Here is a 14,277-nt window from a genome sequence, read left to right as displayed (position 1 = left end):
CGTTATTGCAGCGGTGGCGTTTTCAATCCCAACTCGGTGGAGAGGGTGCGCGCCACGCTGACCCCGAACCGCTCGGCCAGTTTCTCCCAAGGCGTCAGCGACGGAGTGAAATCAACGATATTATCGACCCCGATCACCTCACGCGCCACGTAGCCGGTTGAACCCAAACCATCGATCAGACCCAGCTCCAGCGATTGTTCACCGGTCCAAATCAACCCGCTGAACAGCTTGGCATCGTCCTTCAGCCGATCGCCACGACCTTTCTTGACCTGATCAATGAACTGCTGATGGGTTGTATCCAGCACCCCTTCCCAGAATTGCCGCTCGGTCTGCTTCAGCGGCGCGAACGGATCCAGGAAGGCCTTGTGCTCACCGGCGGTCATCACCCGCCGCTCAACACCCAGCTTCTGCAGCACTTCGACAAAACCGAAGCTTGATGAGATCACCCCGATCGAGCCGACCAGGCTGGCCTTGTCCGCATAGATCTCATCGGCCGCTGCGGCGATATAGTAGGCACCGGAGGCACCGATATCGCTGATCACGGCATAAACCTTGGTGGCCGGATACAGCTGTCTCAAACGCTTGATCTCGTCGTAGACATAACCCGACTGCACCGGACTGCCGCCGGGACTGTTGATGCGCAGAATAACCGCTTCGGTATTTTCATCTTTGAACGCCGCGCGAAGACCTCCCACAATACTGTCGGCGCTGGCCTCCGAATCAGCTGAAATCGCACCGTAGACATCGATCAGGGCGGTATGGGGCTCACTACTGATGGCCTTCTCGCCGAAATTATCACCGACCAAAAAATACAGCGCTGCGAACAAGTATCCGAATGTCAGCAGTTTGAAAAAGATCCCCCAACGCCTTGAACGCCGTTGCTCGACCGACAGGCTACTAACCATCTTTTCGATCAGACGCCACTCTTTGCTGTCGGCCGCTACCGCCGCGCGCTGATGCTCCTGTCGCTCGACATTCGACTGTCCCTGCCGCTGATCGGAGTTTTCCGGGCCATTGCCCCAAAGGTTGTCACTCACTGTTTCTTCCTTACAACATTACCTAATTGCATTAGCGATAAAACCTACGGCCTAAACCGACCGTCAATCTGGTAGACCCTTGAGCCAGCACTCGAGTTCGCTGAAATGATCAATTACCAGCTTCGGGCGGAAAGCCTGCAGCCTGTCGGGATGGTGAGCCCCATAGGAAACCCCCACGGAAGCCACCCCAGCCTTGGCCGCCATCTCCAGGTCATACTCGGTGTCCCCGACCATCAAGGCCCGTTCACGACCGACTCCACTCTCCTGCAGCAGCTCTTCGAGCATCAACGGATGGGGTTTGGAGCGGGTTTCATCGGCGCAACGACTGTGATCAAACATCTCACCCAACCCGGTCTCTTCAAAGACCCGATCAAGCCCCATGCGGCTCTTTCCGGTTGCCACGGCCAGGCAATAATCCTGCTCACGCAAGCGCTGCAACCCCTCGATCACACCCGGGAAAAACTCGGTCGGGGTTTCATTCCGGTCGATATAATAATGTTTATAGCGTTCACGCATCTGCGCCTCTTGATGATCATCGAGGCCGCCGAACAATAATTCAAACACCTCCGGCAACCCCAGACCAATGATATTCCTGACCGCCTCAGCACCGGGAACCGGCAGCTCGCAATCGGACGCCGCCTGCTGCATACAGTTGATGATCCGGTCGGCCGAATCGATCAGCGTGCCGTCCCAATCAAAAATGATTAATTTCAAGCCAAACCCCTCAAACAACAACGCGCTTATCGGAGCGCGCGCAAAACTCGCCAAACGCAGATGTGACAAAAGTCACATACTGTACCGTTTGGACATCGACATCGCATAGGCTACCCTTGCGGTTTAAGATTTAACCCCTCACGACAACGATTCAGGATTAAACCATGACGGATCTACACGGTTACTACATTGAAGACCTCAGCGAAGGAATGTCAGCATCGATCGAAAGAACGGTTACCGAAGCGGACGTCAACACTTTCGCCGAAGTGACCGGCGATGACAACCCGGTCCACGTCAACGCCGAATATGCCGCCACCACTATGTTTAAGCAGCGTATCGCGCACGGCATGCTCAGCGCCGGCTACATCTCCGCCGTACTGGGCACCAAGATGCCGGGACCAGGCGCCATCTACGTGGACCAGCAACTGAAATTCAAAGCACCGGTCATGATCGGTGATACCGTAAACACCACCGCCACCATCCTCGAAATCAACGAGCGCCGCCGCCGCGTCATCCTGAAAACGGTTTGCAGCGTTGGTGACAAGGTTGTCGCCGAAGGCCAGGCCACACTAATGGTGGACTCCAAAGGCTGAATATCTAAAAACGGATTTAGGGAGCAATCTATGCTGATTTCACCGCAACAATCCTTACTGCTGGTCGTCGACATCCAGGACAAACTGGTTCCGGCGGTCGTCGAACCCCAGCAACTGATCGAAAAGACCCGCTGGCTGCTGGAGGTCGCCCAGATCCTCGAAGTGCCGGTACTGGCTTCCGAGCAGTATCCCCAAGGCCTGGGCCACACAGTGACTGAGCTCAGCGAACTGATCCCGGCTAAACAGGTGGTCGATAAACTGCATTTCTCCTGCGCCGCCGAGCCTGCCTGTCTGGAGCGAATCGCCGCCGAGCAGCGCAAACAGATCGTCATCTGCGGTATGGAAGCCCATGTCTGCGTCTTCCAAACAGCGGCCGGCCTGCACCAGGCCGGTTACGAGGTGTTCGTCATCGGCGACCTGATCTCTTCGCGCAGCGCTTCCGATCACCAGCTGGCCCTGGAGAGAATGCGCCAACTGGGCATCCAGGTCGTCAGCCGTGAGATGGTCGCATTTGAATGGATGCAGAAGTCGGGAACCGACAGCTTCCGTACCATCAGCAAGAACTACTTGCGCTAATCCCTTCAATACCGAAAAACAAAGCCGGGCTAAGCCCGGCTTTTTAGTGATCACTAAGCACTCAGGACTCCGCCACCAGCTGAAGATGGCGCAAGAAATCCTCCGGATCAGGAACACCCACCAGCATCGCCTCATCCAGCCGCTGCCCCGACTTGGTATAAAAAACCAACGCCGGCGGCCCGACAATCTGATACTCCTGATACAGTGCTTTGGCCGCATCATCATGAGCCGTCAGGTCAATTTTGATCGTCACAAAGCGGTCGAGCTGATCCACCACCGCGGTATCGGCAAAGGTAACGACCTCCAGCTCTTTACAGGAGACACACCAGTCGGCGTAGAAGTCCAACATCACCGGCACCTGCTGGCGACGCGCTTCGGCCAACAACGGCTGCAGCTGCTCCCGGGTGGTGATCTCGGTAAAGCGAACCTCCGGAATCGCTGCCGCCCCGCCACCGGCAATCCCCTGCAGTGGTCTAAGCAAGGTTCCCTGGCCGGTTCCGATCGCCACCATCAACATGGCCCCGTAGATCAGCAGAATCACCCCCAGAGATTTGCCCAGTCGCATCACCGCGCCGGCATCCTGCTCAAGGCGATCCAGGGTGCGCAGGAACACGGCCGAACCAATCAATACCACCGCCAGCAGGCCCATGGTCACCTGGGGCGCAACGATACGATCCAGCATCCAGATCGCCATCAGCAGCAACCCGACACCAAAGAAGCGCTTCACCGACTCCATCCAGCTTCCCGCTCGCGGCATTAGCTTCCCGGCCGAACAACCCAGCAGAATCAACGGCGTGCCCATACCGATGCTCATGCTAAACAGCGCCAGACCACCGAGCGTCGGATCGCCGGTCTGGCCGATATAAACCAGCGCACCGGCCAACGGCGCAGCCACGCAAGGGCCGACGATCAGTGCTGAGAGCAACCCCATCACCGCAACACCGGCCATCTGACCGCCTTGCTGGCTGCGGCTGATGTTGTCGAGCCGGCTCTGCAACGATTGCGGCAACTGCAGCTCGTAGAAACCGAACATTGCCAGCGATAACACCACGAACAACCCGCTGAACAGCCCGATAATCCAAGGGTTCTGGAAACTGGCCTGAAGATTGGCACCGAACAGCCCGGCCAGCACACCGACCAGGGTGTAAGTCAGGCTCATCGACAGCACATAGACCAGCGACAGGCGCAGCGCCTTGCCGGAGGTAATGGCATTACCGTGACCGGCGATGATGCCGGCCAGAATCGGAATCATCGGAAACACGCAAGGGGTTAACGACAGAGCCAGGCCGGCACCAAAGAACAGCGCCAGGGTCAGCCACAGATTGCCGCCGGACAGGCGCTCCACGTATTGACGCGGATCGGTTAACGACAGGCCCTCATCGGTCGTGGCAAACGCAGAGCGATTAGCAGACGACGGGGTATCAGCCGTTGCGGACTGTTTGACTGAGGAGCCGACCAACCCGGCGGCCAATGGCGTGACCTGGGTCGGGACATCACTCAAGTTAAGCGTTTTCGTAACCGGCGGGTAGCAGATCCCCCCTTCCCAACAACCCTGATATTCGATCTCTACCGGGCCACTGAATGGCGCGTCGAGTGTCGAACGAAGCTGCAGGCTGACCTCTGCCCCTTGATAGTAAACCTGAACCTCGCCAAACAGGGGGTCCTGCTTGGTTTTCGACGCCGGATACCGGATCTCCACAACCTCGATCCCTTCAATCGGCTTTACCCGGATCTTGTCGCGGTAGAGGTAGTAGTCGTCTTCGATCTGCCAGAAGAGCCGCTGGACGCCGTTGGCATCGGATTGGCTGCTGAAACGATAGGCCTCCTCGACATCCAGTGGCCCGTCGTTGTTGCCGATCAGCTTATCGAACACCGATGCCTGAGCATTGGCCGGAGCAATCAGGCTCAACAACAGGCCCAGCATCAACAAGGCAAAGGTAGGAAGCGCGACTAAGCGCCACTGAGGGACAAAACTAACCGGATTCAACAGCTCGGCTCCCTGTCGGTAAGAATTCAATGAGGAACTGCCTGACAAGACGGCCACATCGCCGAAAAGTTACAGAAATCATCGATGGTAAAGTCAGCCTGATCAGACAAAGCTTTAACCAAAAAGTTCAGCACGGATAACTGCTTTCAACGCACCGTCGAACCGGGAAAGCGATTTCCCGGCTCACACCAACAACAGCTTATGAATTAGAACCAGTCGTCCTTACGGCGACGACGCTTGGGCAAGTGAGGCACAATCAAACCGATCAGGATGCCGCCCAACGCCAGCGCACCGCCGCGAAGGAACCAGCCCATCAAGTTGGTTTCATCCATTGCCTCAAGCTCACGCTGAAGACGATCAACCTCGTTCTGCAGCTGCGCGGTATCGGCAGTCGAGCGCGCCTGTTTTTCATTGGAGCTGTTCAGATCCGTTTCCAGCGCGGCAATGGTCTCTTTCTGCTCCTCGATAATCTGACTGGAGCGCGCCAGCGCCTTTTCAAGCGCCGGTAGGCGAACGGTAATGCTGTCACCGTTATCGATATACTTGCTCTGCACCCAACCCTCGGTGCCAGAGACCAGCCGCACCCGACTGTAGCCGGTCGACTTATCCTGCTCTAGCACATCCAGCATGGTGCCACTGGGGACATTGGCTTTGATCCGATACTGATTACTTGGCCCCCGATGCATGAACACCGTCACCTTATCGCTGATATGGGCACCCGCCGCCAGCGACGGCGCCGACAGACCCAACGATGAGAGCAGAAACAAGACCAGCAATCCGAAACGCATAACAATCCCCTAACAAATCTGTAAAAAAGAATACTGCCGACTTAACAAAGCTGGCGATTATAGCAGCGAGTCACATTCCGGTTAAGCTGCAATCCCAGCGCGATATCGCGGTTTCACTCCCAGCCACCCATCGCGCCATGCCGCATCAATCGCCACCAAACAACCGGATCAACAGCCACTCATGGCGCATCGATACTGTTATCATCGGTCCTTTGATCCATCTGAAGACAACAGCCATGACCCCTCTGTTCCCGATCGACGATCTGGTTCCGGCACTGACTGCCCAACAATGCATCCTGACCCCTAACCGCCGCCTGAGTCGTCATCTGCACCACAGTTACGCCGAGCACCAGCGATCCCAGGGGCTTCGCAGCTGGCATAGTCCTCGGATCCATTCACTGGAGGGGTGGATTCAACAGCAATGGCAGCAACTTCAGGATCAGGGTAGCCCCCTGGCCCGGGTATTGGTTCTCGATGCCCGTCAAGAGCTGCACCTGTGGCAACAGGTTCTGGAACAGGACGATCAGGGTCAGCAATGGCTGCAACCCACCGGCGCTGCCCGACAAGCGCAGCAAGCGATCAAAACCCTGCAGCTGTGGTGCCAAACCCTCGAATCCGACCTGCTTCAAGGGTATATCCCGGACGACTTCCCGCTACAACGCTGGCATCAGCAATTTCGTCAACGACTGGAAAGCCTCGGCGCAATCACCTTTACCGATTCGGTTGAGCGCTTGCTACAAGGGTTCCAGAATGCCGAACTGCCGGCAGAACCGGCTACCTGGCTGGTCCAGTTCCAAGAGCTGACACCACTTCACCAACAACTGCTGCAACAAGCGTTTGAGCAACAGCACCACCATCAGCAACCGGTCGACAACGCCAACTGCCTGCGTCTTGGCTGCGACGATCATCAGGCCGAAATCGCTTTGGCGGCCCAATGGACCCGGCAAATTCTACAAAACCAACCTGGCGCACTGATCGGCATCGTTGATCCTCAGCTGGCCAACTACCGTGATCAGTACGAACACCAGTTACGCCACGTATTGGAACCTGTGCGACTGTTCAGCGATGAGGAACTGCAGGCACCGCTGTTCAACATCTCTATCGGTACCCCGCTCAGCGATGCCGCGGTTATCGATAACGGCCTGTTGCTGTTAGAGCTGAGCACCCGATCGCTGGAGCTGGATGAGATCTGCACCCTGCTCTACAGCCCGTTTATTCCCGGCACCGAAACGGAAGTCGAGCTGAGGGTGGCACTGGAACAACGCTTGCGACGACTCGGCCATGCTCACTACAGTCTACAGTCGCTGATCCAACAGCTGAGTCTGGTCGAACAACGACAACTTGATCCGGCCGCAACCCACTCAGCCGACCAGATCCCCCCTAGCAGCGAACTGGCCTCGTTACTGCAGCGTCTTAGCCAGTTCACTCGCCAACCCTATCGCAGCCTCAATGACTGGGGACGCTGGGCGATCCAGCAACTGCGTCAACTGGGCTGGCCCGGCGCGCGTCGTCCCAGCAGTATCGAGTACCAGCAGATCAGCCAATGGTACGAGCTGCTGGCTGGATTCGGCCGCTTTGACCTATTGCTCGAACCGATGTCGCTGCGACAGGGGCTCAAGCTGTTGCGCACGGAAACCCAACAACTGAGTTTCCAGCCCCAGGTTGGTGATTCGGCAGTACAGGTCCTCGGACCTCTGGAGGCCGCTGGACTTCGCTTCACCCACCTTTGGATTTGTGGATTGAGCGACGAGCGCTGGCCGGAAAGCCCCAGCCCAAACCCGTTGCTCCCCAGCGCCTATCAACAAACCCTGGGCATGCCCCATGCCAGCGCCGAGCGCGAGCTGGAGTTTTGCCGCCAGTTGACCCAACTGTTTGCCGGCAGCGCCAATCAGGTGGTACTCAGCTACCCGGAAAAGGACGGTGATCAACTGTTACGACCCAGCGGCCTGATCCGCGACTATCCTGCTGTCGGCATCGATCAACTGCCGCTGAGCCGAAACCGCCACTTCGACCCGCAACAGCAACTGGTCGCGCTGGCCAGCCTGCAGCAGCAAGCACCGCTGGAACAGATAGACACCCGCTCGGCCCCCGCCGTTGACAGCCGAGAAGCCGAAGGGCTTGGCGGTGGCAGTGCGCTGTTGGCCAACCAGTCGCTCTGCCCCTTCAGCGCCTTTGCGATCCATCGTCTTGGCGCCCAACCGCTGGAACAACCCCAGCTGGGCCTTAATGCCGCCCAGCGCGGCAATATCGTCCACGAGGTCATGGAAGCCCTGTGGCGTCACTTCAAGGACCAACAAGCCCTGCGACAATGCCCGCCGGAGCAGCTCCAGGCGTGGCTCGGCGATGCCATCCAACAGGCCCTTCGCCTGCCACGGCAGCAGGCCCGTCGCTGGATGGGTGAATACTATTGGCAGTTAGAACAGCGACGCCTGGAGACACTGATCCAACGCTGGCTGGCCACCGAGCTGGAGCGCCCGCCGTTTGCCATCGCCGCGCTGGAGAAACCGCTGCAGACCGAAATTCGCGGCCTGAGACTGAAGCTGCGTATCGACCGGATCGACCAGCTGCCGGACGACAGTCAGCTTCTCATTGATTACAAAACCGGCCGCCCAGGCGTCACCGACTGGTTCAGCGACCGGCCGCGACAACCGCAGTTGCCTCTGTATCAGTACGCCACCCGCCATCCCGTCACGGCCATGGCGTTTGGCCAGATCCATCCAAAGCACGTCGGGTACGTGGGACTCTACGACGGTCAAAACGACTCCCCGGCCGATGGCATCGGCACACTGCAGAAACTGCGCAACCCGCCGGCCGCTGACTGGCAGCAATTGACCCAGCAGTGGCGCACCACACTGGAACAACTGGCCAGCGATTTTCTGGCCGGCAATGCAACGGTCGACCCATTGGATCCCAACGCCTACCGCTACTCGAAACTCGAACCTTTGAATCGCTATTACGAACAAGTCGCACTCCAGGATCCTGCCGCTCCGGCCGAGCTGGCTCCAGGACAGATGCAGGATCAATCGCAGCCCCCATCGCCAACACTGGGAAAGGAGCGCTCCTCATGAAGCAACCGCTCGATATCGCCAATCGTCAACGAGCGCTCGATCCCGGCCAGTCGTTCTGTGTCCGAGCCCCGGCAGGCTCCGGTAAAACCGAACTGCTGACCCAGCGAGTACTGGTGTTGCTGGCTCGGGTGCAACGCCCCGAAGAGATCCTGTGTATCACCTTCACCCGTAAAGCGGCCGCCGAGATGCGCGACCGGATCCTCAAGTCGCTGCGCAAAGCGGCGCAATCCGAGCCGCCCCAAGCACCCCATGAGCGCCATACCTGGGAACTGGCCAGGGCCGCACTGACCAACGACCAACAGCAGCAGTGGCAGCTGCTGCAGAATCCGGCGCGGCTGCAGATCATGACCATCGACGCCCTCTGTGCCGGTTTGACTCGACGGCTGCCGCTGCAGGCCGGCTTCGGTCTACAGCCGGATATCTGCCCCGATGCACAGTCACTGTACCAGCAAGCGGTGGAACGGCTATTGATGCACCTGGAGGGAGACGACCCGATCGCCGAACCTCTGGGTCGGCTATTGCTGCACCTGGACAACAACCTTGATCGATTCGAACCGTTGCTGGTGTCGATGCTCGGCAAGCGCGAGCAGTGGCTGCCGCTGATCGGCAGCGGTGAACAGCTGCGTCAGGCCCGTCAGCTACTCGAATCAGCCCTGGGTCAGCTTCGTCAGGACGAGCTGGATGGTCTACGGCAGCAACTGACCCTGTTTGGCTCAGAGCTGGCCGGCTTGCTGGATTACGCCGCCGGCAACCTGACCGAAGACTCCCCATTGGCTTGCTGTCGCGGCATCACCGAGCTGCCGGGAACCGCCAACGAAGACCTGCCCCACTGGCGGGCGCTAACCGAATTGCTGTTAACCGCGCAAGGCCAGTGGCGTAAACAGGTCACCGTCAAAAACGGCTTTCCCGCCGGTTCGACCAAGGATGAAAAAGCCCTCGCCAAAGTGCGCAAGCAGACATTGATAGAGCTGATCGGTCAACTGTCTGAACAGCCGGGGCTGCTGGAGCGCCTGCAACGGTTGTTGCTGTTGCCGACCTCAAACTACGCCGACACCCAGTGGCATATCCTCGATGCTCTGACCCAGGTACTGCCCCGTCTGGTGGCCGAGCTCTGGCTCTGTTTCAGCGAACAGAATCAGGTCGACTACAGCGAGCTGACCCGCGGCGCCTTGACCGCCCTGGGTGATGAACATCAGCCCACCGACCTGATGTTGCTGCTGGATTACCGGCTCAGTCACATCCTGGTTGATGAATTCCAGGATACCGCCGCCCCTCAGATCGCCCTGCTGCAGAAACTGACCCACGGCTGGCAGAGCGGCGATAGTCGCACCCTGTTTATCGTCGGCGACGGGATGCAGTCATGCTACGGTTTTCGCAACGCCAATGTCGGTCTGTTTCTTAACGCCCGCCGCGAAGGGATAGGATCGGTAGCGCTGCAAAGTGCCGATCTGAGTGTCAACTTTCGCTCCCAGCAGCGGTTGGTGGACTGGGTTAATCAGATTTTCCGGGGCGCGTTTCCAGCCGAGGATGACATCTGCCGTGGCGCGGTCAGCTATTCCGACTCCGACAGTTTCAATCCGCCGCTGGACGGCGAGGCGGTCAAGCTCCATGGGTTGGTTGACTACCCCAACAGCGACAGTGCGGCCAGCGCTGAAGCCGAGCTGATCGTTAATCTGGTGCGTAACACCCGCACCGAAACCCCCCAGGATAGTATCGCCGTACTGGTACGTAACCGCTCTCACCTGCGCGCCATTCTGCCGGCATTGCAGCAGGCCGGCTTCACCTGGCTGGCCACCGATCTGGATCCGCTGGCCACCCGGATGTGGGTACAGGATCTGCTGTCACTGGCCCGCGCCCTGTCCAGCCCGGCCGATCGGATTGCCTGGCTGGCGTTACTGCGCGCGCCCTGGTGCGGACTCGACAATGCGGACCTGCTGGCCGTGGCGGGACATGAACATCGGCAGACCCCGATCCTGACCCGACTCACACAACTCTTGGAACAGCCGGCGATGACGGCTGCCGACCAAGCCGCGCTATCCCGCGACGGGCTGTGCCGGCTGCAGCGTTTCTACCGGGTGCTCAGCCACGGCTGGCAGCAACGTCAACGACGCAGTCTGCGCGACAATCTGGAACTGTGCTGGCTGCGACTCGGCGGCGCGGCCGGTCTGGACCCTGCTCAGCGTCGCGATATCGACCGTGCCCTGGAACTGATCGGGCAGCATGAACGGGCCGGCCGAATCAGCGACTGGAATCAGCTGGAGCGGGACCTGGGTAAACTTTACGCCCAGCCTGCCAGCGATGCCGATCCGAAGTTGCAGATCATGACGATCCATAAATCCAAAGGACTGGAGTTTGATCATGTCATTCTGGCCGGACTGCACCGCACCCCGCGTGCCGATGACAAAGCCCTGCTGCAATGGCACGAACGGCTCAACGCCAGCGGCGAGCTGGAGCTATTGATGGCACCGCTGGCGGCCGACAGCGACGATGAAGACCCGATCTACCTTTACCTGAGTAGCGAAGCCTCCGCCCGGGATCGGATGGAGTCGGTGCGCCTGCTTTACGTGGGCGCAACCCGGGCGATCAAACGGCTTCATCTGAGCGGCTGCTTCACCACCGACAGCAAAGGCGCACTCAAAAGCCCCGCCAAGAACTCACTGCTGGCCGGAATCTGGCCGCAGGTGAAAGATCTGTTCGAGTGCCACCCGGCACCGGATAATTTGAAGGCTCAGGCTCCGGTGCGCAGCCTGCACCGACTCAGACGCCTTAGCCTGGACTGGCAGGTACCGCAACCCACCGACGAGAACCTGCTGGCTGCGCCGGTACGTCGTGAACTCGAAGACGATGACAACCTGCCGGAAGCGGATTGGCTGCAAGCCCCCAGATTGGCAGGCACCCTGGTACACCAGGTCTTCAAGCAACTGGCCGAAGCGCCGCTTCCGAGTCTGGAAACGCTACAGACAGAGCGGGAGCAGTGGCGAATTCAACTGCAACAACTGGGCTTGGGAAGCGACGAGCTGGAACAGGCTCTGGTCCGGGTCGAACGTCTGCTGAGCCAGGCCCTGGACGACCCCACCGGTCGCTGGCTGCTGGATCACCGTCATCCCGACAGCACCTGCGAGCTGCCACTGAGCTACTACAACGGCTTTAAAACCCAGCATTTCGTGGTGGACAGAACCTTTATCGGCGAACAGGGAGAACGCTGGATCATCGACTACAAGACCGCCGCCTGTCCGGAAGATCTCGACTTTGGCCAGTTTATTCAGCAGGAGTCGGAGCGTTATCACCAACAACTGCAGAACTACGCCAACTGCTTTACCGCGATGGAGCAACGTCCGATCCGCGCCGCACTCTACTTCCCGGAAAGCTGTCACCTGGCCGAGATCAAATTACTGACCTGAGCCTGGCCGAACCGGGTTGATGGGTTATCGGTAGACAAAATGGGCCGCCGATGACCCATAACCCCTTGACCGATGGTGCAATGCAGCTAGATATGTTACAACCTGCCAACACAGTGACTGTGATCCAGAAATAAAGCGGCGGCGGCTATCACGCTCTCCTCGTTACATGCGTGATAGAACAGACCCCTGCAACAGAGTTAGGAAAGAGCAATGACCGATGTCCGCGTTGATGACCTAAACGTCAACTCCCAATCCATCCTGATCACCCCCGAGCAACTGAAGAAAAAAGTGCCGTTGACCGAAGCAGCCTGCCGCTCGGTGCTCGAAGGACGCGAGGTGATCCGTAATATTCTCGACGGTAAAGATCACCGTATGTTTGTGGTTGTCGGCCCCTGCTCGATCCACGACCCGAAAGCGGCTCTGGAGTATGGCCGTAAACTGAAGAAGCTGGCCGACGAACTCAAAGACACCCTGTACATCGTCATGCGGGTCTATTTTGAGAAGCCGCGCACCACCGTCGGCTGGAAAGGTCTGATCAATGACCCTCATATGAACGACTCGTTTGAGATCGAGGAAGGGCTACAGATCGGTCGTCAGCTGTTGATCGACCTGGCCGATATGGGACTACCGCTGTCCACCGAGGCGCTGGATCCGATCTCTCCGCAATACATGCAGGACCTGATCTGCTGGTCGGCCATCGGCGCCCGCACCACCGAATCCCAGACTCACCGTGAAATGGCTTCCGGCCTGTCCAGCGCGGTTGGTTTCAAGAATGGCACCGACGGTGGCCTGACCGTGGCGATCAATGCTCTGCAGTCGGTATCCCACTCCCACAGCTTCCTGGGTATCAACGGTGATGGTCAGGTTTCGGTGATCAATACCGGTGGCAACCAGTACGGCCACGTGGTCCTGCGCGGCGGCAACAAAATCACCAACTACGATTCGGTCAGCGTCAAGCAGTGTGAAGCAGCGCTTGAGAAGGCTGGCGTCAGCACCAATATCATGGTCGATTGCAGCCACGCCAACTCCAACAAAGACCCGGCGCTGCAGCCGCTGGTGATGGAGAACGTGGCCAACCAGATTCTGGAAGGAAACCAGACCATTGTCGGCCTGATGATCGAGAGCAACCTGGAATGGGGCAACCAGTCCATTCCGAAAGACCTCAACGATCTCAAGTACGGGGTCTCGGTTACCGATGCCTGCATCGATTGGGATACGACCGAAAAATCGCTCAAAGAGATGGCGACCAAGCTACACGAAGCCCTGCCGGCCCGTCGCAGCTAATCGCTGAAAGCACCAAAAAAGGCTCCCTCGGGAGCCTTTTTACTGTCTACGCCCCGGCATCAAAGCCGGCGCCTTCATCGAAGCTTATTGATAGTAAGCGTTGTCGGTTACCGAGTGGTCGGTGACATCTTTTACGCCAACCAGCCCTTTAACCTTCTTCACCAGCGTGGCTTCAACACCGTCCTTGAGGGTCATATCCACCGCACTGCAACCCTGACAACCACCACCGAACTTCAGTACCGCGATTTCACCCTGCTCTTCACTGATCACCTCCACCAGCGACACCTGGCCGCCGTGGGACGCCAGCCCCGGATTGATGTCATTGAACAGTACGTAGTTGATCTGATCTTCGATCGGGCTGTCTTCACTGACCTTGGGCACCTTGGCGTTGGGTGCTTTGATGGTCAGCTGGCCACCCATGCGATCGGACGCGTAGTCGACCACCGACTCTTCCAGATAGGGGATACTGTGAGGCTCGAGATAGACCTTGAACGGTTCGAGCTCCATCACTTCATCCTCCTGCTGGATCTCTTCCGGCCGACAGTAAGCCAGACAGGTTTCCGCATAGGGCGTACCGGGTTGAGTCACGAAGATTCGTACGCCGATTCCCTCAACGCCTTGTTTTTCCAACAGTTCAGCGAGGTAACCCTGGGCGCTTTCTGTAATGGTGATGTCGTATGTCTGCATCGATAAAACTACCTATAACAATCTTGGTTCCATTCTATGCGATCATCTCTCAATAATGAACCTTACTTTTTTGGTCAGTTATTAGACAGCCTTCGGCTCGACGTCTTCGCTTAATTACGACCAGCTTCCCCATTAGCCCTAT

Annotated in this window: 10 protein-coding genes; 5 read left to right on the top strand and 5 right to left on the bottom strand. The window is 58.3% G+C overall.

All coding sequences use genetic code 11. The features are described 5' to 3' along the window. Positions 1-2 precede the first annotated feature (2 nt). Together sppA and ACO05M_RS11865 are read right to left on the bottom strand one after the other, a co-directional pair. Positions 3-1,037, bottom strand: coding sequence for a signal peptide peptidase SppA (gene sppA / locus ACO05M_RS11870; RefSeq protein ID WP_421862936.1), 1,035 nt, complete (start codon positions 1,035-1,037; stop codon positions 3-5). 63 nt (positions 1,038-1,100) lie between these two features. Further along, positions 1,101-1,751 (bottom strand): HAD family hydrolase, encoded by a 651-nt coding sequence (locus ACO05M_RS11865; RefSeq protein WP_421862933.1) that lies wholly within the window; start codon positions 1,749-1,751, stop codon positions 1,101-1,103. Positions 1,752-1,915: 164 nt separating this feature from the next. Between ACO05M_RS11865 and ACO05M_RS11860 the strand changes: the two genes are divergently transcribed. Both ACO05M_RS11860 and ACO05M_RS11855 read left to right on the top strand, forming a co-directional pair. After that, positions 1,916-2,344: a MaoC family dehydratase gene (locus tag ACO05M_RS11860; RefSeq protein WP_421862930.1), complete on the top strand. Its 429-nt coding sequence runs from the start codon at positions 1,916-1,918 to the stop codon at positions 2,342-2,344. 30 nt (positions 2,345-2,374) lie between these two features. Beyond that, positions 2,375-2,920, top strand: a complete 546-nt coding sequence (locus ACO05M_RS11855) for a hydrolase (RefSeq protein WP_421862928.1) — start codon at positions 2,375-2,377, stop codon at positions 2,918-2,920. A 61-nt stretch (positions 2,921-2,981) separates the two neighbouring features. On the opposite strand, the gene dsbD is transcribed toward ACO05M_RS11855, so the two are convergent. Continuing rightward, the gene (dsbD, locus tag ACO05M_RS11850) at positions 2,982-4,907 is read right to left on the bottom strand and encodes a protein-disulfide reductase DsbD (RefSeq protein WP_421862925.1); all 1,926 of its coding nucleotides are present in this window, start codon (positions 4,905-4,907) and stop codon (positions 2,982-2,984) included. A gap of 206 nt (positions 4,908-5,113) precedes the next feature. After that, complete coding sequence (locus ACO05M_RS11845; RefSeq protein WP_421862922.1) at positions 5,114-5,695, bottom strand: TIGR04211 family SH3 domain-containing protein; 582 nt, start codon at positions 5,693-5,695, stop codon at positions 5,114-5,116. Positions 5,696-5,931: 236 nt separating this feature from the next. Here ACO05M_RS11845 and ACO05M_RS11840 point away from each other — a divergent pair, with 236 nt between their 5' ends. The 3 genes from ACO05M_RS11840 (at position 5,932) to ACO05M_RS11830 (ending at position 13,448) form a co-directional block, all read left to right on the top strand. Further along, entirely contained in the window at positions 5,932-8,763 is a 2,832-nt protein-coding gene (locus ACO05M_RS11840; protein WP_421862920.1) for a PD-(D/E)XK nuclease family protein, read from the top strand. Beyond that, a complete protein-coding gene (locus tag ACO05M_RS11835; RefSeq protein WP_421862917.1) occupies positions 8,760-12,164 on the top strand; it encodes a UvrD-helicase domain-containing protein in 3,405 nt (1,134 codons plus the stop codon). Before ACO05M_RS11840 ends, ACO05M_RS11835 begins: the two co-directional genes overlap by 4 nt. Positions 12,165-12,374: 210 nt before the next feature. After that, positions 12,375-13,448 carry a 3-deoxy-7-phosphoheptulonate synthase gene (locus ACO05M_RS11830; protein WP_421862915.1) on the top strand — a complete coding sequence of 358 codons (1,074 nt, stop codon included), beginning with the start codon at positions 12,375-12,377 and terminating at the stop codon, positions 13,446-13,448. Positions 13,449-13,532: 84 nt separating this feature from the next. On the opposite strand, the gene nfuA is transcribed toward ACO05M_RS11830, so the two are convergent. Beyond that, on the bottom strand, positions 13,533-14,135 hold the full coding sequence (gene nfuA / locus ACO05M_RS11825) for a Fe-S biogenesis protein NfuA (RefSeq protein ID WP_421862913.1): 603 nt from the start codon (positions 14,133-14,135) through the stop codon (positions 13,533-13,535). Between the last annotated feature and the right edge of the window lie 142 nt (positions 14,136-14,277).

This window comes from Motiliproteus sp., assembly GCF_965230735.1.
In the GTDB taxonomy this organism is placed as follows: domain Bacteria; phylum Pseudomonadota; class Gammaproteobacteria; order Pseudomonadales; family Balneatricaceae; genus Motiliproteus.
This window is presented reverse-complemented; position numbering and strand designations above follow the sequence as displayed.